The organism is Phenylobacterium sp., assembly GCF_965229015.1.
Classification (GTDB): domain Bacteria; phylum Pseudomonadota; class Alphaproteobacteria; order Caulobacterales; family Caulobacteraceae; genus Phenylobacterium.
The window spans coordinates 401,948-427,168 of sequence record NZ_CBDDIM010000001.1; the positions used below are offsets into that span (position 1 = coordinate 401,948).

Consider the following 25,221-nt stretch of genomic DNA (forward strand, 5'->3'; position numbering starts at 1 on the left):
GCGCGCCGCCTTTGACCTGATCGATCCCATCCCGCGGCGCCGCAGGATGGAGCGCTTCTTGCGACGCTGACGGCGATTGCAACACAGAGGCGGCGTCGACCTTGTCACTCAACCCAGAACCCTCTCCTTCTGGCACGATGCCTGTCAAAAATGAGACAGGCCGCAGCGTCGCCCTGGATTTCCTGCGGTTCGCGGCCGCCGGCCTGGTGGTGCTCTACCACTACCAGAGCGAGGGACCCTTTCCCCTGTCTCAGCTCAGCCCGATCTTCCTGCGGGGCTATCTGGTCACCGACCTGTTCCTGATCCTGTCGGGCTATGTCCTGGGTCGGGCCTATGGCCGGCAGGTCGCCGCCAGCGCCATCAGCGACGAGCACTTCCTGCTGCGCCGGGTGCTGCGGATCTGGCCGGCCCACCTGGCGATGCTGACCGCCTTCGCCGCGGTGATCTTCGCCGCCGGCCTGGCCGGCCGCCCGCCCGCTCAGCCGGAGGCCTTCCAGTGGGGCGAGCTTCCCGCTCAGGCCCTCCTGATCCATGCCTGGTCGGGCCACGGCGGCGGCTGGAACCTGCCAACCTGGACCCTCTCGGCCCTAGTGATCTGCTACGCGGCCTTTCCCACCGTCTGGCGCCGCCTGCGCGGGGTCGGGGACGGCCTGTTTCTGTTCCTGGGGGGCATGGGCCTGATCTGGCTCGCCGATCTGGCCGTCCGCCGCGCCTATGGCCAGACGATCTACGACCTGCACTTCAACCTGGGCGTCATCCGCGCCTTGCCGATGTTCGTGTTCGGGATGTGCGTGGCCCGCGCCGCCGAGTGCGGCTGGCCGCGAGCCGAGTGGGCGGCCGGCCTGACCCTGGCCGCCGGGACCGCGGCCGCCCTGCTGCAGGCGCTGGGTCGCTTCGACCTGCTGAGCGTGGCCCTGCTGGGGCTGACCATCGCCGCCTGCGGGCAGATGCGGATGACCTGGGGCGCCGACCTCGCCGCCCGGGCCGCCCGGATCTCCTTCGCCCTCTACATCACCCACATCCTGGTGGGCATCCTGTGGTTCAACGCCGAGCGCGCCCTGGTGGGCCGACTGCATCCGCCGGCCTGGGAGCAGTGGGCCTTCTGGGCCTGCGCCCTCCCGGCCGCCCTGGTGGTCGCCACCCTTTTCGACCGCTGGGTGGACCAGCCGATGCAGCGCGGCGTGGCCCGGGTGCTGAAGAATCGGCTCAAGCCCGCGGGGCCGAAACTTGGGCCGGCCGGCCTGCCCTCGGCATGACGCGGGGGCAGGTGACGCGGATCGACTGAGTCGGCGCCCGTCGACTCACAATCGACTCAGTTGAGTCGCCAACCTGTTCCTTGAATATGTTCAGCGGCTTGACGAAATCTGTGAGTCAGGGTGTCGCAGTTGGCGGTCGTGAATCTCACCTAAGCCTTATGCGCCAACAAATTTTGCACGGTTGGCGCCTCGACGGACCTCCGACTCGCCTTATGCAGTTAACCGCCAATTAACGATGGTAGGCGTTTCCTTAACGCCATCCGTCGCGGGAGCCTGGCGGGCGGGTCGCCTCGTCTCCCACGAATGACTGACGGAGGACGTAGAGGTCCCAATGGCTATTGCACTTTCCGCGCCGCGCGCGACTGAATTGAAGCCGCGCATCGTTGTGTTCGGCATCGGTGGGGCAGGCGGCAACGCCGTCAACAACATGATCGAGGCGGGCCTCGAGGGCGTCGAGTTCGTGGTCGCCAACACCGACGCCCAGCAACTCTCGTTCTCCAAGACCGACCGTCGCATTCAGCTCGGCGTGCAGGTGACCCAGGGCCTCGGGGCCGGGGCGCACCCGGAAGTCGGCATGAGCGCCGCCGAGGAATCCATTCCGGAGATCGGTGAGCACCTCGACGGCGCCCACATGGTCTTCATTACCGCCGGCATGGGCGGGGGCACCGGCACCGGCGCCGCCCCGATCATCGCCAAGTGCGCCCGTGAGCGCGGCATCCTGACCGTCGGTGTGGTCACCAAGCCCTTCCACTTCGAGGGCCGTCACCGCATGCGGCTGGCCGACGCCGGCATCAGCGAACTGCAGCGCTATGTCGACACCCTGATCGTCATTCCGAACCAGAACCTGTTCCGGGTCGCCAACGAGCGGACCACCTTCGCCGAGGCCTTCGGCATGGCCGACCAGGTCCTGCACTCCGGCGTGCGCTCCATCACCGACCTGATGGTGTTGCCCGGCCTGATCAACCTCGACTTCGCCGACGTCCGCACGGTCATGACCGAGATGGGCAAGGCGATGATGGGCACCGGGGAGGCGTCCGGCGAGGACCGCGCCCTGATGGCCGCCCAGAACGCGATCCAGAACCCGCTGCTGGACGAGGTCTCGCTGAAGGGCGCCAAGGCCGTGCTGGTCAACGTGACCGGCGGCCTGGACATGACCCTGCTGGAAGTCGACGAGGCGGCCAACGCCATCTCCGAGCAGGTCGACCCCGAGGGCAACATCATCTTCGGCGCGGCCTTCGACCCGAGCCTGGAGGGCATGATCCGCGTGTCCGTCGTGGCCACGGGTATGGACGGAGCCTCCATCGCGGCGATCGAGCCGAAGATGGAACGCCGCCCGCTGACCGCGCCCCCGCTGCGCGCCACCGAGCAGTCCTACGCGCCGCAGCCGGCCCCGGTCGAACCGGTGCGGTCGATCTACGCCACCCCGGCCGCCCAGGCGCCCGCGCCGCGTTACGAGGCCCCGCGCCAGGAGGCTCCGGCCTATCGCGCTCCGGCCGCCACGGCGCCGGCGCCCGCCCCGACCCCCGCGCCCGCCGCCTATCTGGACGAGGAGGCCGAGGCCCAGGGCGATCTGTACGCCGCCCCGGCCCCGGCTCCGGCCCCCCGCGTCGAGCCCCAGATCATCCAGGCCGCGGCGCCCCAGCCCGCCACCCCGCCGCCCATGACCCGGATCGTCGATCCGTCGGTGGCCGACGAGGAGGACGAGCCCCTGTTCACCGACGCGGCCTTCGAGGACCGTCGTCCGCAACGCAGCGGCGGCTTTCTGAGCCTGTTCGGCAGCCGTCCCCGCTACGACGCCCCGGCGCCCGCGCCGGCGGCCCGTCCCGCGGCGCGCGGCGGCGCCCAGCCCGCCGAGGCGCCGGCCCCGCAGGAGCAGGCCGACAGCCAGGAAGACCTGGAAATCCCGTCCTTCCTCCGTCGCCTCGCCAACTAGGCTCAGGCTCAAGCTTCAGAACTGGCGCATGGCCGGGCTCACGCCCGGCCATGTTGCGTTTCAGGTCCCGGTTTCGCGCCTCAGGCGAGGGCGCTTACCATTTGAATCGACTGACAATTCTCGACGCCCCGATTCGAAACATTCGGAAACAGGACGTGTCTTGCGGCGCTGCAGCATAGCCCTTAATCGGGCATCTCTGGCGTATCGTGGCCGTCTTGGCCGCCTGCGAAGCACGAAGGGTTCCGGTCTTGGCCGCATCTGCGTTTCAACACACCCTGCAGGGCCCGGCGATCTTCGCCGGCGTCGGCGTGCACACCGGCGCCCACACCCGGGTCGCGGTTCGTCCGGCGGCCGCCAATACCGGCGTCGTCTTCGTCCGCACCGACGTGACCGATCGCGACAACCGGGTGCCGGTGACGGCCGAGGCGGTCTGCAAGACCCAGCTGGGCACCGTGATCACCAACGCCGCCGACGTCACCGTGGCCACCATCGAGCACCTGATGGCCGCCCTGGTGATGCTGAACATCGACAACGCCGTCGTCGAGCTGGACGGGCCCGAGATGCCGATCATGGACGGCTCGTCGCAGCCCTTCATCGAGATCCTCGACCGCGCCGGCCGCCGGGGCCAGGACGCCCCGCGCCGCTATATCGAGATCCTGGAGACCGTCGAGGTGGCGGAGGGCGACAAGCGCGCGACCCTCAGCCCGGCCGACCGGTTCGAGGTGGCCTTCGAGATCGCCTTCGACTCCAAGGCCATCGGCCGTCAGCGGGTGGACCTGCCGATGGACGAGCGGGCCTTCCGCAGCGAACTGGCCAACTGCCGCACCTTCGGCTTCCTGCACGAGGTCGAGGCCCTGCGCGCCATGGGCCTGGCCCGCGGCGGCTCGATGGAGAACGCCGTCGTCATCGAGGGCGACCGCATCCTCAATCCGGAGGGCCTGCGCCGTCCGGACGAGTTCGTGCGCCACAAGGCCCTGGACGCCATCGGCGATCTCTTCGTGCTCGGCGCCCCGGTGCTCGGCCGCTTCGAGGGTGTGTTGGCTGGCCACGGGATCAACAACGCCGTCGTCCGCGCCCTGGTGGCCCGCCCCAACGCTTGGCGCTATCGCAGCCTGGTGGACAACCTGGCCCAGGCCGTCTGAGCCGCTAGGCTAGGCGGCGAAACTGCCCGCCGCGGGTCCGCCCCGCTCGCCCAGTCCGATTTCGAAGTCGCGCAGGATTTCGTGCGCCTCTTCCCCCGACGCCTCGATCCTCGCGCCCTCCGGGAACCGGAACCGCCAGAAGCTGGCGATGTGCGACAGGGCGCCCATGGTCTCGCCCAGGGCGAGGAACATGTCCGGGGCGCTGATCAGGAATTCGCGAAACGCCTTGGGATTGCCGTTGACCGTCAGGTCGCGGAAGGCGTCGTCATAGACCCCCATGGCCCGGTTGACCGCCGAATAGGCGCGCCCGACGGCGCGGCGGATCCGGACGCGGGCCTCGTTGACATAGGTGACTGAGTCCGGCTCGCACGGCCTGTGCAGCTTCAACTCCCCCAGTTCCACCAGGGTGTCGCGAATGCGCGGCCGCAGGTCCTCCATCGACCACTTGTAATAGAGGAAGCCCTTCCAGCTGAAGACGCCCTCGCTGAAGGCCGAGGGGGTCATGCCGAAGGTGAGGCGCAGCGGCTCGAGCTTCGAATCGATCCGGGTCGAGAGCAGGGCGCTCACCAGCCTGGTGGTCTGCTCCGGATCGCTGGCGCCCACGTCCCCGAAGGCCAGGGTGATCAGCTCGGTGACCTCGGCGCCCACGAAGGCGCGCATGCGCTCGACGTCGGCGGGGGAGATCGCGAAATAGCAGGCGGCCACCTCCACCTTGTGCCGGCTCAGATGCTCCCGCAGCAGGAAGGGATCGAAGGACGGCAGCTTGTTCATGATGCGCAGCGTGTTGACGTCGTGCTTCAGGTCCGAGCCCTCGCCACAGACCTCGGCCAGGGTCTCGCGCCACCCGGGGTGGTCCAGCATGACGGACTGGCCGCCCAGCTCCAGTTGTTCCCGGTGCAGGGGCAGGATGATCTTGGTGGTGATCTGGTTTTCGCAGGTCAGGACATAGGCCTCGTCGCGCCGCAGCCGGTGCTTCACGAACAGGGCGGTGTTGAGGATCCGGGACCGGAAGAAGGGCTGGGCCGAATACTCGGGCGTGTCGGACCAGTCGCGCGCGACCGACACCAGGTTCAGGACCCGGGCGGTGGAGGCGGTCGCCTCAAGATTTCCGAGATTCCTGACGCCGTAGGAGGAGGGTGTCGGGAACCCGTACGAAGCATTGCTCATGGTGCGTGATCACATTCCGACGCCAGGATAAGGTGTAGCTTTAAACCGAAGGTTTACAGCGATCGGGCGCCGCCTACGGAGCCCTGGCCGGGCTAGGCTTCCCCGGCGGTTGAATCTCCGGGGCTCGCGGCCCTGTCATGAATGGTCCGGCGCCCCGCCTTCCGTTTGCGCCCCGCCAAGCGTGGTGTAGAAGCAAGGTCACGCGGCGCGGGGGCGCGCATTTGGTCTTTTTGAGGTGACGGTGTCCTTGCTTCGCAATTCCTGGGGTCGCCCGGCGCTTGTCGCCTGCATGGTCGCCCTTGCCCTCGCCGGGTGCGCCGGCAAAGCCAAGCGGCCCAAGCTGGCCTATGAAGAGCGCCCCGTGGAGCTGCTCTACGCCACCGGCGCCGACCGGATGGACCGTGGCCTCTGGAACCAGGCCGTCGACTACTTCCAAGAGGTGGAGCGCCAGCACCCCTATTCGGAGTGGTCGCGCCGGGCGATTCTGATGACCGCCTACGCCCACTACCAGGCCAACAACTACGCCGAGGCCATCGGCGACGCCGACCGCTTCATCTCGCTCTATCCGGGCAATCCGGCCGCCACCTACGCCCACTATCTGAAGGCCATCTGTTATTTCGAGCAGATCGTGGACGTGGGCCGCGACCAGGCCGCCACGGGCCAGGCGCTGGAGAACCTGCGCGAGGTCGTGCAGCGCTATCCCCGCACCGAATACGCCGCCGACGCCCGCCTGAAGATCGACATGGTCAATGACCAGCTGGCCGGCAAGGAAATGACCATCGGCCGCTGGTACCTGCGCCAGGGCGACACCATCGCCGCCCTGGGCCGCTTCCGCACCGTGATCGACCGCTATCAGACCACCACCCATGCGCCGGAGGCCCTCTACCGCCTGGTGGAGGCCTACCTGACCCTGGGCCTCACCGAGGAGGCCAAGCGCAACGGCGCGGTGCTCGGCTTCAACTATCCGGGCGATCCCTGGTACGCCGACGCCTACAAGCTGCTCACCGACAAGGGCCTGCGTCCCGCGGTCGAGCCGGCGGCCAAGAAGCGGGGGATGCTGTCGCATCTGCCGTTCCGCAAGGACAAGACCGCGACCCTCAAGCCGCCGTCGACTCCGATTGAGGAACCTAAGGCGAACTGATCGCTTCCAGCGCGTCTGATTCCGGGCGATCTTCCCCGACATGCTGATCGGACTTTGGATCCGCGACGTCGTGCTTATCGAGGCCCTGGACCTGTCCATCGGGCCGGGCCTGACGGCGCTTACCGGCGAGACCGGGGCGGGCAAGTCGATCATCCTCGACGCGCTTGGCCTGGCCACGGGCGCGCGCGCCGACGCGGGCCTCGTGCGCCAGGGCGCCAGCCAGGCCATGGCGTCGGCCGTCTTCGCCCCGCCGCCGGACCATCCGGTCTGGGAGGTGCTGGAGGAGAAAGGCCTGGCCTATGCCCGTGACGAGGACCTGGTGCTGCGCCGGACCCTCTCCGTCGACGGCCGCAGCCGCGCCTTCGTCAACGATCAGGCCACCAGCGTGGGCGTCCTGAAGGAGCTCGGCCAGCACCTGCTGGAGGTGCACGGCCAGCACGAGACCGTCGGCCTGCTGGACGCCCGCACCCACCGGCCCCTGCTGGACGCCTATGGCGCCCTGGCGCCCCTGGCCAAGGCCGTGGGGTCTCGCTGGACCGCCTGGCGTGAGGCCCGCGCCCGGGCCGATGCGCTGCGGGAGGCCGTGGAGCGCGCCGCCGCCGACGCCGAGGAACTGACCCTGCGGCTCTCCGAACTGGACCGCCTCGATCCCCATGAGGGGGAGGAGACCGCCCTGGCCGAGGAGCGCGCCATCCTTGGGGCGGCGGAGAAGGCCATCACCGACATCAATGACGCCCGCACCGCCTTCGAGGGCCTGACCGGCAAGCTGGCCGCCGCGGTGCGCGCCGTGGAGCATGCCCGGGCCCGCGCCGTCCAGGCCGGCGCCGCCGAGGACGGGGCCGCCGTCAGCCGTCTCACCGCCGCCAGCGCCGCCATCGACCGGGTGTTCGGCGAGGCCCAGGAGGCCGAGGCCGCCGTGGACGCCGCCGCCGAGGCCTTCGACTTCCGCCCCGACCGCCTGGAAAAGGCTGAGGAGCGCCTCTTCGAACTGCGCGGCATGGCCCGCAAGCTGCAGGTCTCGGTGGAGGAACTGCCAACCCTGCGCGTCCGCTTCGCCGAGCGGTTGCGGGCCATGGAGTCCAGCGAGGACGACCTGAAGGCCGCCGACGCCGCCGTGGCCCAGGCCCGCGCCGCCTATCTGGCCGACGCCGAGAAGCTGTCGGCCGCCCGCCGCGCCGCCGGCGACCGCCTGGCCGCCGCGGTGATGACCGAACTGCCGCCGCTGAAGCTGGACAAGGCCCGTTTCCGGGTCGCCGTCGAGACCCTGGCCGAGGACCGCGCCGGACCGACCGGGACCGACCGGGTGGCCTTTGAGATCGCCACCAATCCGGGCGCGCCCTTCGGCGACCTGGGGGCCATCGCCTCGGGCGGGGAACTGGCGCGCTTCGCCCTGGCCCTCAAGGCGGCGCTCGCCGGCCGCGCCGAGGGCGTGCAGCCGCTGATGATCTTCGACGAGGTGGACCAGGGGGTTGGCGGCGCCGTGGCCGACGCCGTGGGTCTGCGCCTGCGGAGGTTGGCCGCCGACGCCCAGGTGCTGGTGGTGACACACTCGCCCCAGGTGGCCGCCCGCGCCGACGCCCACTGGCGGATCGCCAAGGCCGGGGACGGAGACCGCCTGCGCACGGCGGTGGAGACCCTGTCGCCCGCCGATCGAGAAGAGGAGATCGCCCGCATGCTGGCCGGCGCCCAGATCACCGACGCGGCCCGCGCCGCCGCCCGGGCGCTGATGCATGCCTGAGTCCGCCAAACCGGTCGCCGAGCTCGAGGCGGGCGAGGCCGTCGAGGAGCTGACCTCCCTCGCCGACGAGATCGCGCGCTACGATATCGCCTATTATCAAGAAGATGCGCCGAGGATCTCGGACGCGGAATATGACGCCCTGAAGCGCCGCAACGCGGAGATCGAGGCGCGGTTTCCCGAGCTGGTGCGGGAGAATTCGCCCTCGCTACGGGTGGGGGCGGCCCGGGCCGAGCAGTTCTCGCCGGTCGAGCACGGCGTGCCCATGCTCAGCCTCGACAACGCCTTCTCCGACGAGGAGGCCGTGGAGTTCGACGCCCGGGTGCGGCGCTTCCTGAAGGCCGGAAGCGAGCCCATCGCCTATACGGCCGAACCGAAGATCGACGGGCTGTCGGCCTCCCTGCGCTATGAGAAGGGTGTCCTCGTCCAGGGGGCGACCCGCGGCGACGGCCGGGTGGGAGAGGACGTCACCCAGAACCTGAAGACCGTCGTCGACATTCCCCATCGTCTGAAAGGCTCGGGCTGGCCGGACGTCATCGAGGTGCGGGGCGAGGTCTACCTCGGCCATGACGGCTTCGCGGCCCTCAACGCCGCCGCCGAGGCCGCGGGCCAGAAGACCTATGCCAATCCGCGCAACGCCGCCGCCGGCTCCCTGCGCCAGATCGATCCGAGGATCACCGCGACCCGGCCCCTGCGGTTCTTCGCCTATGCCTGGGGTCTGATCAGCGGACCCTTCGCCGACACCCAGTGGGAGGCGCTCGCCAAGCTGAAGGCCTGGGGCTTCCAGACCACGCCCCAGTCGCGGCGGGTGGTGGGCGCGCAGGGCCTGTTGGCTGCCTATGGCGACATGGAGGCGGCGCGGCCCAAGCTCGCCTTCGACATCGACGGGGTGGTCTACAAGGTCGACCGGCTGGACTGGCAACAGAGGCTGGGCTTCATCACCCGTACGCCGCGCTGGGCCATCGCGCGGAAGTTCCCCGCCGAACGGGCGCGGACGGTGCTTGAGGCCATCGACCTGCAGGTGGGGCGCACCGGGGCGGTGACGCCGGTGGCGCGGCTGAGGCCCGTGACCGTGGGGGGCGTGGTGGTGGAGAACGCCACCCTGCACAACGCCGACGAAATCGCCCGCAAGGACCTGAGGGTCGGGGACACCGTCATCATTCAACGGGCCGGCGACGTCATCCCGCAGGTGGTGGAGGCGGTGCTGGCCGAACGGCCCGCCGACGCCGTCCCCTTCGAATACCCGACCCACTGCCCCTGTCCGCTGCATACGCCGCTCGCCCGGGAGACCACCGCCTCAGGGGCCGAGACTGTGGTGCGCCGTTGCACCGGCGAGTTCGCCTGTCCGTTCCAGCGCATCGAGCACCTGCGCCACTTCGTGTCCCGCCGCGCCTTCGACATCGAGGGCCTGGGGGAGAAACAGCTCACCGCCTTCTACGAGCGCGGCTGGATGCGCGAACCGGCCGACATCTTCCGGCTGGCCCGGGACGAGGAGCGTCTGACCGAGCTGCGTGGGACCGAAGGCTACGGCGAGACCAGCATCGCCAACCTGGTGGCCGGGATCGACGCGCGCCGGCAGATCCCCCTGGACCGGTTCATCTTCGGCCTGGGCATCCGCCACATCGGCGAGACGACGTCCCTGGCGCTCGCGCGCCACTACGAGACCGTCGAGGCCTTCATCCGCGCGGGTCAGGCGGCCGCGGAACAGCGGCCGGGGCCCGATTACCTGGCGCTCTCGACCCTGGACGGCGTCGGCCCCACGGCCCTGGAGGCGATCATCACCTGGGCGCTGACGCGGCCGGAGGTTCTGATCCCCGCCCAGGCCTCAATGGACGAGCGGCTGCGGCTCTCCATCCCGAAGATCAACAGCCGGGCGCGGCAGGCGCTGACGGATCTGTTCGGCGACTGGGCGACCTTCGAGGCCGCCGTGACCCAGGCCGCGCGCCAGGGGCCCGGCGAGGACTTCCTGGAACTGGCCACGGTGGACGCCGTCGGTGTCGTGGCCGCCCGGATGATCGCCGAGTTCTTCGGCGAGCCGCACAATCGCGACATGGTGGCCAAGCTGGCGGCCGAACTGCGCGAGGTGCAGGCCGTCGCCAAGCCGAAGACCGACACCGCCGTGGCCGGCAAGACCATCGTCTTCACCGGCGCCCTGGAGAAGATGACCCGCGACGAGGCCAAGGCCCAGGCCGAGGCCCTGGGCGCCAAGGTCTCCGGCTCGGTGTCGAAGAAGACCGACCTGGTGGTGGCCGGACCCGGCGCGGGCTCCAAGCTGAAGGCCGCCACCGACCTTGGGATCGAGGTGATCTCCGAGGACGAGTGGCTGGCCCTGGTGGCGGGCTGATGCCGAGCCTGACGCCTGAGGCGGCCCTTGAGGAGGAACTGCGGATCGGGCAGGGGCGGCTGCGCGGCCATATGCTCAACCTCGCCGAACTGATCTTCCGGCGGGTCCTGTCCAAGGCGCCGGAGAACCTCACGGCGCTGCGTCTGCTGGGGGTCACGCTCCACAAGCTCGGCCGCAGCGATGCGGCGATAACCCATCTGCGCGCCGCCACGGAGCTGGCGCCGGAGGTTCAGTTCAGTTGGTGGGACCTGGCCGTGGTCCTGCGCGACGTGGGCCAAGAGGCCTCGGCGGCCGAGGCCCTGGCCCGCGCCAACGGCCTGGTCGGTCGCGATCCGGCGGCGATAGTCCTGCCGCCTCTGGCGGCTCTCACCCACTCGGATGATCGCACCATCCGCAAGGTGACCGTCGTCGACTATCCCTACGAGATGGCCATCCGCTATGGCGCGGGCCGCCCGCCTCATCCCGAGTTGTCCGACCTGATCGGCCGGGGACGAGATCGCTATGCGGCGTTCATCGACGAGCTTGGGGACATCCAGCCCCAACTGGCCGATATCCCGCTGGGCGGCTCCTATGCGGACTCCAAGCCGTTCTGGCTGAACAGTTGGTTCCCCGCCCTGGACGGCATGGCCCTCACGCAGATGTTGCGCCGCCACGCGCCCGCGCGGTTCCTGGAAATCGGCTCAGGCATGTCCACCAAGTTCGCCCGGCGCGCGGTGGAGACCTACGGGCTTTCGACGACCCTGCTGTCCATCGATCCTGAACCGCGCGCCACCATCGACCGTCTGTGCGACGAGGTCATCCGCCGGCCGCTGGAAACCTGCGACGCCGCGATGTTTCAGACCCTGGAGGCCGGCGACATCCTGTTCCTGGATTCCTCGCACCGCGCGTTTCAGAACTCCGACGTCACGGTCTTCTTCCTCGAGATCCTGCCGCGCCTGAAGCCCGGGGTGATCGTGCACATCCACGACATCTACCTGCCCGACGACTATATCAGCGGTCACGTCTACCGGATGTGGAACGAGCAGTACCTGCTGGCCACCGCCCTATTGTTCGGGGGCGAAGGCTTCGAGATCCTGTTTCCCTGCTGGTTCGTGGGCCAGGACCCGGCCCTGTCGGCCAAGGCCAAGGCCCTGCTGTGCAAGGGCCCGCTGAACGAGCTGGATCTCTACGGCGCCTCGTTCTGGCTCACCAAGACCTGACCGGCCGCCCCCTGGCGCGGGGGCTTCCTTGCGGACTGTCGTGGTCAGGCCGAGCGCGCCGTGACGATCCAGGTGGCCGAGGGCAGCTTGACGCCCTGCGGGCCGTCGTGGGCGGCCAGGGCCTCGCGCACGGCGGCGACCACGGCGTCGCGGCGATCGGGATGTTCGCGAAGCATGGCGCCGAGGGGGCCGACCTTCAGGGATACGGTGAGGGTCTGGTCGAGGTCGCCGCTGCCGATCTTCTGATCATGGGGAGCCAGATCGACATCGGTGAAGCCGGCCGCCGCCAGGATGCCGCGAACCCGCTCGGGATCAGCGAAGGCGAAGGGACCCGGCGCGTGGGGATCGGGCGCCGGAGGCGGCACCGCCGGGGCCGGCAGGTGGGCCATGGCGGCGGCCATGGGCAGGGACATGAAGGGGTTCTCGTCCGGGCGGCGCCAGCAGACGAAGGCCAGGCGGCCGCCGGGCTTCAGCGCCCGGCGGATATTGGCGAACGCGGCGGGCGGATCGGAGAAGAACATCACCCCGAAGCGCGAGAAGGCGGCGTCGAAGCTTGCGGCCTCGAAGGCGGCGGTCTGGGCGTCGGCCTCCTGGAAGGCCAGGCCCGCGAGGCCCTCGCCCCGGCGGCGGGCCACCTCCAGGAGCGGATGGGAGATGTCGACACCCAGGACCGACCCGCCGGGGGCGACGACGGCGGCCAGGGCCAGGCTGGTCTGTCCCGCGCCGCAGCCGATATCCAGCACCCGCTCGCCGGGTTTTGGGGCGAGGGCGGCCATGGCGCGCAGGCCGAGCGGTTCAAGCTGGTGGTCGAGGCGGTCCTGCAGGCTGGCCCAGGTGTCGCCGGCGCCGGCGTTCCAGTAGGTGGCCTGATCGGCGTTGGGGGTGGGGTTGCTCATGGTCTGACCTCAGAGTGGCGCGCAGGCGGTTTCCAGCCAGGCGCGGACATCGGCGGGGAGACGCGGCCCGACCACGGCCAGCACGCGGGCGTGATAGGCGTCCATCTGGGCGCGCTCATCGGGGGAGAGCAGGGCGACCTCGATCAAGCGGCGGTCGATAGGGGCGAGGGTCAGGGTCTCGAAGCCCAGCATCGGCCGCTCGCCGCCGGGAATGGGGGCGGGCTCGGTGACGTACTGCAGGTTCTCGATGCGGATGCCGTAGGCGCCCTCCTTGTAGTAGCCGGGCTCGTTGGAGACGATCATGCCGGGCTGCAGGGCCACGAAGTTGGGCAGCTTGGCGATCCGCTGCGGGCCTTCGTGGACGCCGAGATAGGACCCGACCCCGTGGCCGGTGCCGTGGTCGTAGTCGAGGCCGCGGGCCCAGAGGTGCATGCGGGCCAGTGCGTCCAGGGCCGAGCCGGTGGTGCCGGCGGGAAAGCGGACGGCGGCCAGGGCCAGGTGGCCCTTGAGCACCAGGGTGAAGCGCTCGCGCATCTCCGGGCTGGGCTCGCCGATGGCCACGGTGCGGGTGACGTCGGTGGTGCCGTCCAGGTACTGGGCGCCGGAGTCCACCAGCAGCAGGGAGCCTGAGACCGTCTTCTTGTTCAGCCGGGTGATGGGCCGGTAGTGGACGATGGCGCCGTTGGAGGCGGCGCCGGCGATAGTGTCGAAGGAGAGGTCCTTCAGGGCTCCGGTGGCCTCACGGAAGCCCTCCAGCTTGGTGACCACCTCCACCTCGTCGGGGAGGCTGGTCTGGGCCTCGGTGGCCAGCCAGTGGAGGAAGCGGGCCAAGGCCACGCCGTCACGGGCGTGGGCTTCGGTGGTCCCGGCGATCTCGGTCCTGTTCTTGGTGGCCCGCGGCAGGGCGCAGGGATCATCGCCGCGCACCACCTCGGCCCCGGCCTTGGCCAGGGCCTCGAAATACCAGGCCGAGGAGAGGCCCGGGTCCACCAGGACGCGGCGGCCCTTCAGGTCGGCCAAGGCGGCGGGCAGGTCGTCGGGGGTTTCCAGGGTGACCTGGTTGCCGAGCCAGGCCGGCAGGTCGGGAGTCACCTTGGCGGGATCGAGGAACAGGCGGGCCGTGCCGTCCTTGTTCAGGATGGCCTGGGAGAGCGGCAGGGGGGAGCGGATCACGTCGCCGCCACGGATGTTGAACAGCCAGGCGATGGAGGAGGGCGCGGTGAGCACGGTGGCGTCGGCGTTCCTGGCGGCCAGCGCCTTGCCGATGCGCAGGCGCTTGTCGGCGGAGTCCTCGCCGGAGTGTTCCAGCGGTTGGGGCACGACGGGGGCGGTCGGCTGGGCGGGGCGCTGGGCGCCCCAGGCCTGGTCGAGGGGATTGGCGGCCACGGCCTTTAGCTCGGCGCCGGCCTTGGCGGCGGCGGCCTTCAGGCGGTCCAGGGCGTCGGGGCTGTGCAGGCGGGGGTCGTAGCCCACCACCTGGCCGGCGGCCGTGGCGGTCTCCAGATAGGCGGGCACGCCGCCGTCGACGAGATCGCGGATTTCGAAGGTGGCTTCGTCCACCTGGTCGCGGACCTGCAGGGTGTAGCGGCCGTCGACGAAGACCGCCGCCTTGTCCTTGAGGATCACCGCGGCGCCGGCCGAGCCGGTGAAGCCGGTGGCCCAGGCCAGGCGGTCGTTGGCCTCGGGCAGGTACTCGTTCTGATGCTCGTCCTCGTGCGGCACGAGGAAGCCGTCCAGGCCCTGGTCGGCCATGGCCTTGCGGATCAGGGGGACGTGGCGGGGCCCGAAGGAGCGGTCGGTGGTTTCTTCGAAGGTCTGGCGCATGGCAGGCATGTAAGCCGTTCGGCGTGGGGCCGCAAAGGGCCGAAGCTTGCTCTTTGGGCGAAAGCCAAGCTAGAAACGACCCATGGTTCGCGCCCACGCCCTGGCTTGCAGCAATTCCAACGGTCCCATCGGGGTCGTTCGAACGCGCATGCCTTGAGCTGAGCGACTTCGAACCAGACCCCGCCACCATCGGCCGGGGTCTGAAAGACTAAAGAACCCGTCCGATCTTCCCACATCGGAGCGTTCCCATGACCACCACCCCACCCTGGCTTCCCATCGAGACCGAGCGGCTGCTGCTGCGCGACTTCCACGAGGCGGACTTCGACGCCATCCACACCTACGCCACCGACCCGGAGGTCGTGCGCTACATGACCTGGGGCCCCAACACCCCGGAAGTCACCCGCGAGGTCCTGGACCGCAACCTGAAACGACAGGAGACTTGGCCGCGCGATGAGCTGAGCCTCGCCGTCGAGGTCAAGGCGACCGGCGCGATGATCGGCGTCATCTCCCTGCACGACGCCAACACCGACAACAGCGCCTTCGGCTATTGCTACAACCGCGACCATTGGGGGAAAGGCTATGGGACCGAGGCGGCGCGGGCCCTGGCGGAGGTGGCCTTCACGCGCCTGGGTCACCACCGCATCTGGGCCACCTGCGACGCCCGCAACCACGGCTCCTACGCGATCATGGAGAAGGTGGGGATGCGGCGGGAGGGCCATCTGCTGCAGGACACCCGGGCCCATGACGGCTGGCGCGACAGCCATGTCTACGCCCTGCTGGCCGAGGAGTGGCGGGCGGCCAATGGACATTAATATCCGGGTATAATTGACGGAGGCGGGCCGTCGGGCTACAAGGCCCGCCTCCAGCCAAGGATCAGACCGTGGACAAACAGCGCCGCAAGGATATCGCCCAGGCCTACAAGGAACGGAAAGTCCCGATGGGGATCTTCCGCCTGAGCTGCCAGCCGACCGGGGAGACCTGGGTGGGCATGAGCCGCAACCTGGAGGGGGCGGCCAATTCGGCGCTGTTCAGCCTGCGGATGGGGTCGAACCGCAATCCCGCCATGCAGGCGGCGTGGAAGGCCCACGGCGAGGCGGCCTTCGCCTATGCGGTGGTGGAGACCTTGGCGGAGGACCTCAGCCCCATCGGCCAGGAAACCTGGCTCAAGGAACGGCTGCGGCACTGGATCGCGGCCCTGGAAGGGCGTCCTATGGTGGCCTGACGCCGGCCGGTAGGTGTTTGGTAAGCGAAGCGCCACAGCCTTCACCGCTCATTGGATCGGAGCGCCCCATGACCTGCTGCCCACAACATTCGACCTGGCCGCAGCTTTCGCGGCGAAGCCTGATGGGCGCCATCGCCCTGGGCGGCGGCGTGGCCCTGCTAAACGGCCTTGCGCCCGGAGTGGCGCGGGCGGCTGGTCATGCCGAGGCCCTGTTGCTGACCTGCATGGACTATCGGCTGGTCAACGAGGTCGAGGCCTACATGACCGCGCGCGGTATGCGCGACAAGTACGACCACATGATCCTGGCCGGCGCCTCCCTGGGGGCGCTGAACGACAAGTACGCCGTCTGGAACGACGTGTTCTGGACCCACCTGGACCTGGCGGTGCAGCTGCACGAGGTCCATCGCCTGATCGTCATCGATCACCGCGACTGCGGCGCCTACAAGCTGGTGCTGGGGGAGGCGGCCGTGAAGGACGCCGAGACGGAATTCAAGAGCCACGTGAAGCAGCTCTACGCCCTGCGCTCGCAGGTCACGACCAAGCATCCGCACATGGAGGTGGAGCTTGGGCTGATGGGGTTGGACGGGGCGGTCACCCAGATCGTCTGACCGCCCCGATCCGGTTACTGCTGCGGCGGCGCCGTGGTGGCGTCCTGAGCGGCGTCCTGGGCGCTGGCGGCGGCGTCGCGGGTCGCCTCGGCCGTGCGGTCGGCGGCGGCGCGGGCGCTGTCAGCGGCGGCCTGGGTGGCGCCGGCCATGCTGGAGGCGGCGTTGGCCGAGGCCTCGGTGGCGGCCTGGGCGGCCGTCTGGGCCTGGGTCGTGGCGGTCTCCATCATCGCCTGGCTGCGACCGGCGTCGGTGGCGGCCTGCAGGTCGCTCTGGGTGGTGGAGTTGTTGTTGAACACGAAGATCAGGCCGACGATGGCCACCACCGCGACGATGGCGGCGATCCACCAACCGGCGTTGCTGGAGCCGCCGGAGGCCGGGGCGCTGTATTCCGTGCGCACCGTCGCCGGCTGCTCGATCACGGTCTTCTCGACATAGGGGTCGTTGGGATTGCTCATGGGTGTGTCCTCAGGTTCGGCGGTGAAGACCACCGTCGAGGCGAGAACGCCGCGGCTATCCCCCGGTTCCTAGCTCCGCCGCAGCACCAGGGTGGCCCAGGCGTCGCGGTGGATACGGCGGACCAGAGTGAAGCCCTTGGAGCGGTAGGCGGCCAGGACCCGGCGCTCCTGGGTGCGCAGCAGGCCCGACAGGATGGCGATCCCGCCCGGCTTCAGGGCCAGCTTGATGTCGTGGGACAGGGCCACCAGGGGCGGGGCCAGGATGTTGGCGAACACCAGGTCGTAGGGCGCCTTCCGCCTGACGGAGGCGTGGCCCAGGCCTGAGGCGTGGAGGAACCGCACCTTGGCCTTGTTCAGCACCGCGTTCTCGTTGGCGATGCGGACCGAGGGGGCGTCGATGTCGGTGCCCACCGCGATGGGCGTGCCGGTGCGGGCCGCGGCGATGGCCAGCACCCCGGTGCCGGCGCCGACGTCCAGCACGCGGTCGTAGCGGTGCGCCTTGAGCAGGTCGTGATAGGCCTGGAGACAGCCGACCGTGGTGCCGTGGTGGCCGGTCCCGAAGGCGGCGCCGGCTTCGATGCGCAGGTTGACGGCGTTGACCGGGGCGCGGCCCTTGTCGTGGGCGCCATAGACGAAGAAGCGGCCGGCCCGCACGGGGGGCAGACCCGACAGCGCCATGGCCAGCCAGTCGGCGTCGGCCAGCTTCTCCACCAGCACCTTGAGCTTGGGATAGCCGGAGAGCGCGGCGGCGAAGTCGCGGGACTCGTCTTCCGAGGTTGGGAAGGCGTCGATGCGCCAGACGTCGCGGTCCTCGTCCTCCTCCAGGATGGAGTAGGTGACGCCCTCCAGCATGGGATCGGCGTCGATGGCCTCGGCGGCGGCTTCGGCCACGGCGCGGGGGCCACGGGCGATGATCTGAACAGCGTCTGTCGTCATGCGCATCCGTCTAGAGGCGCAGGCGCGGAAAGGCGAGAACTTAGGCGGGGGGCGGCTCGGCGGGGGCGTCCTCCGGTGGGGTCGGGGGATAGCCGTCGGAAAGGCCCGCCAGGATGTCGCCGCCCATGGAGGGATAGGTGGGCGGCGGGGCCGGCTCGGCCTCGTATTTCACCGGGGCGACCGCCAGGCGGACGGGGGCGTCTTCGTGGACGACCTTGGCGGGGGCGGGTTCCGGCTCGGCCGGCGCCATCTCGGTGGGATATTCGGGCTGGGTCCAGTCGGTGCCGATCACATAGTCCGGGATATGGCCGGCATAGCTGGTCCAGCTGGCGTTCTGCTGCAGGCCCGGTGGGCTGCGGACCCCGGACACGCCCACCAGCATCTGGGGCCCGTCCAGGTCGGTGAGTTCCCGCAGGGTCGGCTTGAAGGCGCCGCCGATCGCCAGACCGGTGACGGTGGCGATGGCCATGCCCAGAAAGACGTGCCGCAGGTCCCGCATCTCGACTCCCTCGCTGCTCACTATAGCGCGCGAAGTGGCGTCTGGTTCAGCCTTTGGAGGGGCTGTCTCAATTCGGCGCGGCCAAGCCTGTTGGCCCGGCGCGGTGGGACGGAATTCGCCTGACAGGGGCGCGGCGGCAGGCGGGGTTCAACCCCCTGGGCATGTGGGGCGGCGATCGGCTGGCCTGCCTCTTGCGCTGAGCCTCCGGCGCGATTGCGCGCGCCGACCGACTGGAGACCGCCATGACCCCTCGTGTTCCCGAGACCGACCAGATCTCCTGGGTCGCCCGCCTGGCTGTCCAGACGCTCAACGCCGTGGGCCTGGTGCTGATGATCGTATTCTGGCCGGCCCTGGCCCTGGCCGATCTGCTGCGCCGCCCGGCGCCCGTGACCATCGTCGTCGCGCCCGAACACCTTCCGAGGCTGGCGGCGGCCTCGACGCCCTATCTGCGCGACATTCTCCAGGCGGCCTAAGGCCCTCAGGCGCTTTCGCGGGCCCGGGTCGTGGCCCGCTCGATCAGGTCGGCGATGCGCGGAATGAGCTGGACGGGGAGATCATGGCCCATGCCCGGGATGACGTGCAGCTCCGCGCCGGGGATCACCGCGGCGGTGTCGTGGCCGCCCTCCACCGGAACCAGGGGATCGGCGCCGCCGTGGATCACCACGGTGGGGACGCTGATGGTGGCCAGGGCCGCGCGGCGGTCGCCGCTGGCCACGATGGCCGCCATCTGACGGCTGCGGCCGACGGGATAGTAGGCGCGCCTGGCGTCGGCTCGGATGCGCTCGGCCAGGATCGCGTCCGGCGTCGGATAGTCCGGGCTGCCGATCACCTTCTGGCTCTCGATGCCGTTCCAGATGTGCTTATCGAGGTTCTCGGCGGGATCGACGCCGGGCTTGGTGAGGGCGGCCATGGCCTCGGGCTTGGCCGGGGGCAGGGCGGGATTGCCGGTGGTGGACATCACCGAGACCAGGGACAGCACCTTCTCGCCGTGGTTGGCGGCCACCATCTGGGCGATCATGCCGCCCATGGAGGCGCCGACGATGTGGGCGCGCTCGATCCCCAGGGCGTCGAGCAGGCCGGCGCTGTCGGCGGCCATGTCGTTCAGCAGGTAGGGGACTTCTGGGGTCTTGCCGCTCATCAGGGCGGTGTAGACGGCGGTCATGTCCGGCTCGCCATGGTCGTGGAAGCGGTGGGAGAGGCCGACGTCGCGGTTGTCGTGCACGATGACGCGGTAGCCGCGGTCGGTGAGCTCGCGGATGAACTGCGGCGACCAGCGGGTCATCTGGGCCCCGAAGCCCATGATCAGCAGGATCACCTCGCCCTTTTGCGGCCCGTAGACAGCGTATTCGAGGGGGATGCCGTTGGCGATGATCTGGGGCATTTCGCCCTCCCGAGCGTCTCAAGTGATGGGCGTTCACCGTGGCCGCGAACCGCCCGCCGGGCAAGGGCGCGACATGCTGCATCCCTTTGCCGCACGGTCTCCCTAAGGGTTTAACTTTCCCGACGACTCAATCGAAGGTCAATGAACCGATGATCGGCGTTCCGCGGGACGTCGCGCCGTCGCGCCCCGACTTCGGAGGCCGCGAGACTGGGAGACGAGAGCGATGAGATCGCCAGCCGACATGGACATCGTCCAGATCGACATCAGCACCAAGTGCCACCTGAAGTGCTCCAACTGCACCCGGCTGATCCCGCACCAGACCCAGCGCGCCGACATGGAGCTGGAGACCTTCGAGCGGGCCGTGAAGAGCATGGAGGGCTGGAACGCCCCCAACAAGCTGATTGGCATCATCGCCGGCGAGCCGACCCTGCACGCCAATTTCGAGCAAATCTCCCTGCGGTTCTCGGAGCTGTGGGGCGGGGAGAACACCAATAACGGCAAGTTCCCCATCAAGGATTTCAACGACTTCGCCACGGAGCGCCTGTTCGACCGCTCCAACGGGCGGGGCCTGTGGACCAGTCTCGGGGCGGGCTTCTACCGCAACTACGAGACCATCATGTCGGTCTACAGCCACTTCAACACCAACACCCACGAGTCCGCCGGCCAGCATCAGGCCCTGCTGATCACCCGCGCCGACTACATCGCCGCCACCGGGATCTCCGAGCTGCAGTGGGAGCAGAACCGCGACAACTGCTGGGTCCAGAAGCTGTGGTCGGCGACCATCAACGACAAGGGCGCCTATTTCTGCGAGGTGGCCGGCGCCATCGACCGGCTCTATTTCAACGGCAAGCACGCCTGGCCGGTGGAGCACGGCTGGTGGCAGCGCCAGCCCGGCGACTTCGGCGACCAGATCGAGCTGTGCAACTACTGCGCGCTGGCCCAGCCCGGCCCGTCGCAGCTGGACATCCTGGAGCGGGACATCATCAGCCCGCAGCACCGGGACATCCTGCGCAAGCTGGGCAGCCCGGCCATCAAGAAGCACAACTACGAGATCTTCGACCGCGAGCTGCACAAGCAGAAGCGCGAGGTCGAATCCCGCGACAACTATGTGGGGGAGGCCGGCGCCGGCCGCCGCGTCGGCATCGGCCACAACTCCACCAAGCCCAAGAGGCTCTCGGGCGTGCTGGTCTCGGTGGGCTACGGCGAGGCTCTTGCCGAGACCCTACCCAGGAACATCGACCACTTCGACGAGCTGGTGGTGGTCACCACCAGCGACGACCTGCGCAGCCAGGAGGTCGCCAAGGAACACGGGGCGACCCTGGTCATCTCCGACCGCTGCTTCGACGACGACCATGCCTTCAACAAGGGCCGGATGCTGAACGACGGCCTGGCGGTGCTGAAGGAAGCCGACTGGGTGATCTTCACCGATGCCGACATCATCGTGAACAAGGACCTGCGCGACGTCTTCTTCGCCCACTCCTGGAACCCGGGCTGCCTCTATTTCACCGCGCGGCGCGACTCCGCCCCGGTGGAGGGCCAGTCGGACAAGGTCAATCTGGAGCCCAACGGCTACTTCCAGCTGTTCAACGTACGGGCCACGGCCATCCGCGACACCTGGCCCAACATCGTCTCCGAGGCCTTCTGCTCGGCCGGCAGCGTCGACACCTGGTTCTTCCAGCAGTGGAAGAAGGAGAACCTGATCGGCATCACCGACATCGAGGTGGACCACATCTCCTCGACCTCGATCGGGCTGAACTGGAACGGGGTCGACCCCAAGCCCGGCAAGTGGCGCCAGCTCGGCATCCTGACGGCCAAGGGTTTCTCGACCTTCCTGAAGATGGAGCACCTGCCGCCGGTGATCAAACTCACCGACACCCTCTATGGCCAGAGCGTGGTGATCGAGCAGAAGGACATCGATTCCTACGCCCGCATCCTGGAGAGCGGCCTGGAGTTCCTCGGCAAGGAGCTGGGGGACAAGCACATCCACGTGGCCTTCAAGGACGGCGGCGACGCGCCGGTGATCGACCCGGTCCCGGGGACGGTGGTTGAGCCCGAGGCGGCGGTGGAGGCGGTGCCCGCCTAGGCCCCACTCCGCTCATCCCTTCTCGACGAACGAGTCGATCACCTTCTTCTCGCCGGCCTTTTCGAAGGCGACGGTGAGCTTGTTGCCGTCGACCCCCTTCACCTGGCCGTAGCCGAACTTCTGGTGGAAGACGCGGTCGCCGCGCTTGTAGTCGCTGGCCGCCGAGCTCTCGGCCACCAAGCGGCCCTCGCCCTCGATGACCTGCTGGCGGCCCGGATGGCTGCCCTGGTAGCCGCGGGCCTGGGCGCGTTGCCAGCCGGGGGAGGAGTAGCCGGAGCCAAAGGCGGGCGTCGCGTCCCAGGTGCTGCCGTGCTGCTGCTGCATGCCGGGGCCGCCGCCGTAATAGCCGGTCTCCGAGGAGGCCTCGACATTGGCCAGGGGCAGTTCGTCGACGAAGCGGCTGGGGAGCTGGCTGGTCCAGCGGCCATAGACCATGCGGTTGGCGACGAAGGAGATCCGCGCCTCCTCGCGGGCGCGGGTGATGCCGACATAGCCGAGGCGTCGTTCCTCCTCGAGGCCCTTCTCGCCGCTCTCGTCCATGCTGCGCTGGGAGGGGAAGACGCCTTCCTCCCAGCCCGGCAGGAAGACCAGGGGGAATTCCAGGCCCTTGGCGGCGTGCAGGGTCATGATCTGCACCGCGTCGGCTTGGGGGCCGCGGTCCATGTCCATCACCAGGGAGACGTGTTCCAGATAGGATTGGAGATCGTCGAAGTTGCCCATCGACTGGATGAGCTCTTTCAGGTTCTCCAGCCGAGTCTGGGCCGTGGGGGTCTTGTCCAGGCGCAGGGCGTCGGTATAGCCGCTCTCCTCCAGGATCTGCTCGGTGAGCCGGGCGTGGTGCAGGGTCTGGGCCTGGGCGCGCCAGCGGTCGAGGTCGCGCAGGAAGTTGGCCAGGGCCGTGCGGGTGCGGGCCGCGAGCTCGTCGGTCAGCACCACCTCGCGGGCCGCCGTCATCACCGGCACCCCGTTCAGGCGGGCGATCTGCAGCAGCTTCTGGACCGTGGTGTCGCCGATGCCGCGCTTGGGGACATTGACGATGCGCTCGAAGGCCAGGTCGTCGTCCGGCGACTGGATCAGCCGCAGATAGGCGTGGGCGTCGCGGATCTCGGCCCGCTCGAAGAACCGGGGCCCGCCCACCACCGTGTAGGGGATGGAGAGCAGGACGAAGCGCTCCTCGAAGGCGCGCATCTGGAAGGAGGCGCGCACCAGGATGGCCATGTCGCGGTACTTGCGCGGATCCTTGTCGGTGGTCCCCTTGTGGGCGCGCTCGATCTCGTCGGCGATCAGCCGGCTCTCGGCCTCGCCGTCCCAGACCCCGCGGACGATGACCTTCTCGCCGCCGTTCTGCTCGGTCCACAGGGTCTTACCGAGCCGGCCCTTGTTGGCGCTGATCAGGCCGGAGGCGGCCGCCAGGATGTGGCTGGTGGAGCGGTAGTTGCGCTCGAGGCGGACCACCGTCGCGCCCGGGAAGTCGCGCTCGAAGCGCAGGATGTTGTCCACCTCGGCGCCGCGCCAGCCATAGATGGACTGGTCGTCGTCGCCGACGCAGCAGACGTTCTGGCTGGCCTGGCCCAGCAGGCGCAGCCACAGGTACTGGGCGACATTGGTGTCCTGGTACTCGTCCACCAGGATGTAGCGGAACCGCCGGTGGAACTCGGCGAGCACCTCCGGCTGGCTCATGAAGATGGTCAGGTTGTGCAGCAGCAGGTCGCCGAAGTCGCAGGCGTTCAGCACCCGCAGGCGCTCCTGGTAAAGGCGGTAGAGGGCCGGGCCCTTGCCCACCGCGAACTCGCGACCCTCGTTGGCGGGCAGGCGGTCCGGGGTCCAGCCGCGGTTCTTCCAGTGGTCGATGAGGCCGGCGAGCGTCTTGGGCGTCCAGCGCTTGGCGTCGACGTTCTCGGCCTCCAGCACCTGCTTGATCAGGCGCTCCTGGTCGTCGGTGTCGAGGATGGTGAAGTTGGACTTCAGCCCCACCAACTCGGCGTGGCGGCGCAGCACCTGGGCGGCGACCGAGTGGAAGGTGCCCAGCCAGCGCAGGCCCTCGGCCTGGGGGCCGATGATGGCGGTGATCCGCTCGCGCATCTCGCGGGCGGCCTTGTTGGTGAAGGTCACCACCAGCAGTTCCCAGGGCTTGGCCCGGCCGGTGGCCAGGATGTGGGCCAGCCGCGTGGTCAGCACCCGGGTCTTGCCGGTGCCGGCGCCGGCCAGGACCAGGACCGGGCCCTCGGTGGCCTCGACGGCGGCGCGCTGCTCTGGGTTCAGCCCCTCCAGGTAGTCGGGACCGCGCACGCGGGCGAGATCGCTGACGCGCGGGGCGGGGAGGTCTTCGAACGAGTCATAGGACGACATTGGAACATATGTAGCACAGGGCGACGCCGACTTAAGGGCCGTGGCGCCGCAATCTCCGCCCACGGAACCGGCCCGAGCCGGGTTCGTTGTGCTCCCGACATAAAATCTAGGGAGGCTTTCGTGGCTGAGAATTCTGGCAATGGTTCGACCCCCGTCCTGGCCTTCATCGTGGGCGGCCTGCTGGTCGTGGTCGCGGTGATCGCCTTCATGATGTATTCTGGCGGCGGCTTCGGACAATCCAAGAGCGTGGATGTGAACATCAAGGCGCCTGACATCTCCATGCCGGCCAAACCGGCGGGCTAGGCATGGCCCAAAGCTCCAACGGCAACGGCCCGTGGCTGGCCTTCCTGGTGGGCGGGCTGATCGTGGCCGTCGCCATCATCGCCTACTTCTTCTATGCCGGCCGGCAGGCGGCGCCCGACCTCGCCCGGAGCGTCGACGTGCATGTGAGCCTGCCCAAGGCGCCGCCGATGCCGGAGGGCCCCAAGCTGCCCGACGTGCCGATTCCGGTTCCGAAGTAGCGGCCATCGACCGCGCAGGACGTAGGGACCGACCAAGGATGTCATCCCGCATGTAGCGGCGAAGCCGCGGAAGCGCGGGACCTATAGAAACCGATCTCTCCTGCACGCCCCGGGCGTCTGGGTCCCGGACAACGCTGCGCGTTTCCGGGATGACACCTGTTCGTCTGGCTCGTGGCTTTCGTCGCCTCAGCCCCGCACGAAGCTCAGGGCCGCGACCCGGCAGGCCGAGGCCAGCGGGCGGTCGCCGCGGGTCTCGTCCAGGCGGGCGATCAGGCCGGCCAGGCTGAGGGCCTGATCACGCGCCATCTCCTCCAGCACCGCCCAGAACTCGGGTTCCAGCGCCATGGAGGTGGCGTGGCCGGCGAGCAGGATCGAGCGTTTACGCAATCTGGGCATCTGCATCCTAGTTTCGGGTCTCGCGGCCGCGATGCAACCGTCTTCTGACAGGTCGGCGCCGGCAAAAATGGGGACTTGCCAAAAAATGACGCTGGCGTCATCTTTAATCCGAACCCCGTTCCAAAGGTCTCGTC

The 25,221-nt window shown here is 69.2% G+C and carries 23 protein-coding genes; 14 read left to right on the forward strand and 9 right to left on the reverse strand.

Features of this window, described 5'->3' with window-relative positions; genetic code table 11:
- The first annotated feature begins 137 nt into the window (after positions 1–137).
- From ACO06I_RS01940 to lpxC, 3 genes are all read left to right on the forward strand, one after another.
- The gene (locus ACO06I_RS01940) at positions 138–1,256 is read left to right on the forward strand and encodes an acyltransferase family protein (RefSeq protein ID WP_421930944.1); all 1,119 of its coding nucleotides are present in this window, start codon (positions 138–140) and stop codon (positions 1,254–1,256) included.
- A gap of 331 nt (positions 1,257–1,587) precedes the next feature.
- Positions 1,588–3,189 (forward strand): cell division protein FtsZ, encoded by a 1,602-nt coding sequence (gene ftsZ / locus ACO06I_RS01945; protein WP_421930945.1) that lies wholly within the window; start codon positions 1,588–1,590, stop codon positions 3,187–3,189.
- 248 nt (positions 3,190–3,437) lie between these two features.
- Entirely contained in the window at positions 3,438–4,331 is an 894-nt protein-coding gene (gene lpxC, locus ACO06I_RS01950) for a UDP-3-O-acyl-N-acetylglucosamine deacetylase (protein WP_421930946.1), read from the forward strand.
- Between the two features lie 9 nt (positions 4,332–4,340).
- On the opposite strand, the gene ACO06I_RS01955 is transcribed toward lpxC, so the two are convergent.
- Positions 4,341–5,498, reverse strand: coding sequence for a hypothetical protein (locus ACO06I_RS01955; protein WP_421930947.1), 1,158 nt, complete (start codon positions 5,496–5,498; stop codon positions 4,341–4,343).
- 235 nt (positions 5,499–5,733) lie between these two features.
- Here ACO06I_RS01955 and ACO06I_RS01960 point away from each other — a divergent pair, with 235 nt between their 5' ends.
- The 4 genes from ACO06I_RS01960 to ACO06I_RS01975 are packed head-to-tail and all read left to right on the forward strand — an operon-like array spanning position 5,734 to position 11,917.
- Positions 5,734–6,639, forward strand: coding sequence for an outer membrane protein assembly factor BamD (locus ACO06I_RS01960; RefSeq protein ID WP_421930948.1), 906 nt, complete (start codon positions 5,734–5,736; stop codon positions 6,637–6,639).
- Positions 6,640–6,679: 40 nt separating this feature from the next.
- A complete protein-coding gene (gene recN, locus ACO06I_RS01965; RefSeq protein ID WP_421930949.1) occupies positions 6,680–8,377 on the forward strand; it encodes a DNA repair protein RecN in 1,698 nt (565 codons plus the stop codon).
- Positions 8,370–10,718: an NAD-dependent DNA ligase LigA gene (ligA, locus tag ACO06I_RS01970; RefSeq protein WP_421930950.1), complete on the forward strand. Its 2,349-nt coding sequence runs from the start codon at positions 8,370–8,372 to the stop codon at positions 10,716–10,718. The genes recN and ligA overlap by 8 nt, the downstream gene beginning before the upstream one ends.
- The gene (locus ACO06I_RS01975; protein ID WP_421930951.1) at positions 10,718–11,917 is read left to right on the forward strand and encodes a class I SAM-dependent methyltransferase; all 1,200 of its coding nucleotides are present in this window, start codon (positions 10,718–10,720) and stop codon (positions 11,915–11,917) included. The genes ligA and ACO06I_RS01975 overlap by 1 nt, the downstream gene beginning before the upstream one ends.
- A 44-nt stretch (positions 11,918–11,961) precedes the next feature.
- On the opposite strand, the gene ACO06I_RS01980 is transcribed toward ACO06I_RS01975, so the two are convergent.
- The gene (locus ACO06I_RS01980; RefSeq protein WP_421930952.1) at positions 11,962–12,813 is read right to left on the reverse strand and encodes a class I SAM-dependent methyltransferase; all 852 of its coding nucleotides are present in this window, start codon (positions 12,811–12,813) and stop codon (positions 11,962–11,964) included.
- A gap of 9 nt (positions 12,814–12,822) precedes the next feature.
- Positions 12,823–14,637 carry an aminopeptidase P family protein gene (locus tag ACO06I_RS01985; protein WP_421933589.1) on the reverse strand — a complete coding sequence of 605 codons (1,815 nt, stop codon included), beginning with the start codon at positions 14,635–14,637 and terminating at the stop codon, positions 12,823–12,825.
- 248 nt (positions 14,638–14,885) lie between these two features.
- Between ACO06I_RS01985 and ACO06I_RS01990 the strand changes: the two genes are divergently transcribed.
- The 3 genes from ACO06I_RS01990 (at position 14,886) to ACO06I_RS02000 (ending at position 16,467) form a co-directional block, all read left to right on the forward strand.
- Positions 14,886–15,449: a GNAT family N-acetyltransferase gene (locus tag ACO06I_RS01990; RefSeq protein WP_421930953.1), complete on the forward strand. Its 564-nt coding sequence runs from the start codon at positions 14,886–14,888 to the stop codon at positions 15,447–15,449.
- Between the two features lie 68 nt (positions 15,450–15,517).
- Positions 15,518–15,859: a GIY-YIG nuclease family protein gene (locus ACO06I_RS01995; RefSeq protein ID WP_421930954.1), complete on the forward strand. Its 342-nt coding sequence runs from the start codon at positions 15,518–15,520 to the stop codon at positions 15,857–15,859.
- A 122-nt stretch (positions 15,860–15,981) separates the two neighbouring features.
- Positions 15,982–16,467: a carbonic anhydrase gene (locus ACO06I_RS02000; RefSeq protein ID WP_421930955.1), complete on the forward strand. Its 486-nt coding sequence runs from the start codon at positions 15,982–15,984 to the stop codon at positions 16,465–16,467.
- A 14-nt stretch (positions 16,468–16,481) separates the two neighbouring features.
- On the opposite strand, the gene ACO06I_RS02005 is transcribed toward ACO06I_RS02000, so the two are convergent.
- The 3 genes from ACO06I_RS02005 to ACO06I_RS02015 all read right to left on the reverse strand — a co-directional run bounded on the left by ACO06I_RS02005 (position 16,482) and on the right by ACO06I_RS02015 (position 18,357).
- The gene (locus ACO06I_RS02005; RefSeq protein WP_421930956.1) at positions 16,482–16,922 is read right to left on the reverse strand and encodes a hypothetical protein; all 441 of its coding nucleotides are present in this window, start codon (positions 16,920–16,922) and stop codon (positions 16,482–16,484) included.
- Between the two features lie 69 nt (positions 16,923–16,991).
- Positions 16,992–17,858 (reverse strand): 50S ribosomal protein L11 methyltransferase, encoded by an 867-nt coding sequence (locus ACO06I_RS02010; protein WP_421930957.1) that lies wholly within the window; start codon positions 17,856–17,858, stop codon positions 16,992–16,994.
- A gap of 40 nt (positions 17,859–17,898) precedes the next feature.
- Complete coding sequence (locus ACO06I_RS02015) at positions 17,899–18,357, reverse strand: hypothetical protein (RefSeq protein ID WP_421930958.1); 459 nt, start codon at positions 18,355–18,357, stop codon at positions 17,899–17,901.
- 242 nt (positions 18,358–18,599) lie between these two features.
- Between ACO06I_RS02015 and ACO06I_RS02020 the strand changes: the two genes are divergently transcribed.
- Entirely contained in the window at positions 18,600–18,830 is a 231-nt protein-coding gene (locus ACO06I_RS02020) for a hypothetical protein (RefSeq protein WP_421930959.1), read from the forward strand.
- A 5-nt stretch (positions 18,831–18,835) separates the two neighbouring features.
- Here ACO06I_RS02020 and ACO06I_RS02025 read toward each other — a convergent pair whose 3' ends face one another.
- A complete protein-coding gene (locus tag ACO06I_RS02025) occupies positions 18,836–19,738 on the reverse strand; it encodes an alpha/beta fold hydrolase (RefSeq protein WP_421930960.1) in 903 nt (300 codons plus the stop codon).
- 223 nt (positions 19,739–19,961) lie between these two features.
- Here ACO06I_RS02025 and ACO06I_RS02030 point away from each other — a divergent pair, with 223 nt between their 5' ends.
- Complete coding sequence (locus ACO06I_RS02030; RefSeq protein WP_421930961.1) at positions 19,962–21,821, forward strand: hypothetical protein; 1,860 nt, start codon at positions 19,962–19,964, stop codon at positions 21,819–21,821.
- A 12-nt stretch (positions 21,822–21,833) separates the two neighbouring features.
- Here ACO06I_RS02030 and ACO06I_RS02035 read toward each other — a convergent pair whose 3' ends face one another.
- The gene (locus ACO06I_RS02035; protein ID WP_421930962.1) at positions 21,834–24,170 is read right to left on the reverse strand and encodes a DUF3553 domain-containing protein; all 2,337 of its coding nucleotides are present in this window, start codon (positions 24,168–24,170) and stop codon (positions 21,834–21,836) included.
- A gap of 120 nt (positions 24,171–24,290) precedes the next feature.
- On the opposite strand from ACO06I_RS02035, the gene ACO06I_RS02040 reads away from it, so the two are divergent.
- Both ACO06I_RS02040 and ACO06I_RS02045 read left to right on the forward strand, forming a co-directional pair.
- A complete protein-coding gene (locus ACO06I_RS02040; protein ID WP_421930963.1) occupies positions 24,291–24,473 on the forward strand; it encodes a hypothetical protein in 183 nt (60 codons plus the stop codon).
- A gap of 2 nt (positions 24,474–24,475) precedes the next feature.
- Positions 24,476–24,691 (forward strand): hypothetical protein, encoded by a 216-nt coding sequence (locus ACO06I_RS02045; protein ID WP_421930964.1) that lies wholly within the window; start codon positions 24,476–24,478, stop codon positions 24,689–24,691.
- A gap of 186 nt (positions 24,692–24,877) precedes the next feature.
- Here ACO06I_RS02045 and ACO06I_RS02050 read toward each other — a convergent pair whose 3' ends face one another.
- Complete coding sequence (locus ACO06I_RS02050; protein WP_421930965.1) at positions 24,878–25,087, reverse strand: ribbon-helix-helix domain-containing protein; 210 nt, start codon at positions 25,085–25,087, stop codon at positions 24,878–24,880.
- Between the last annotated feature and the right edge of the window lie 134 nt (positions 25,088–25,221).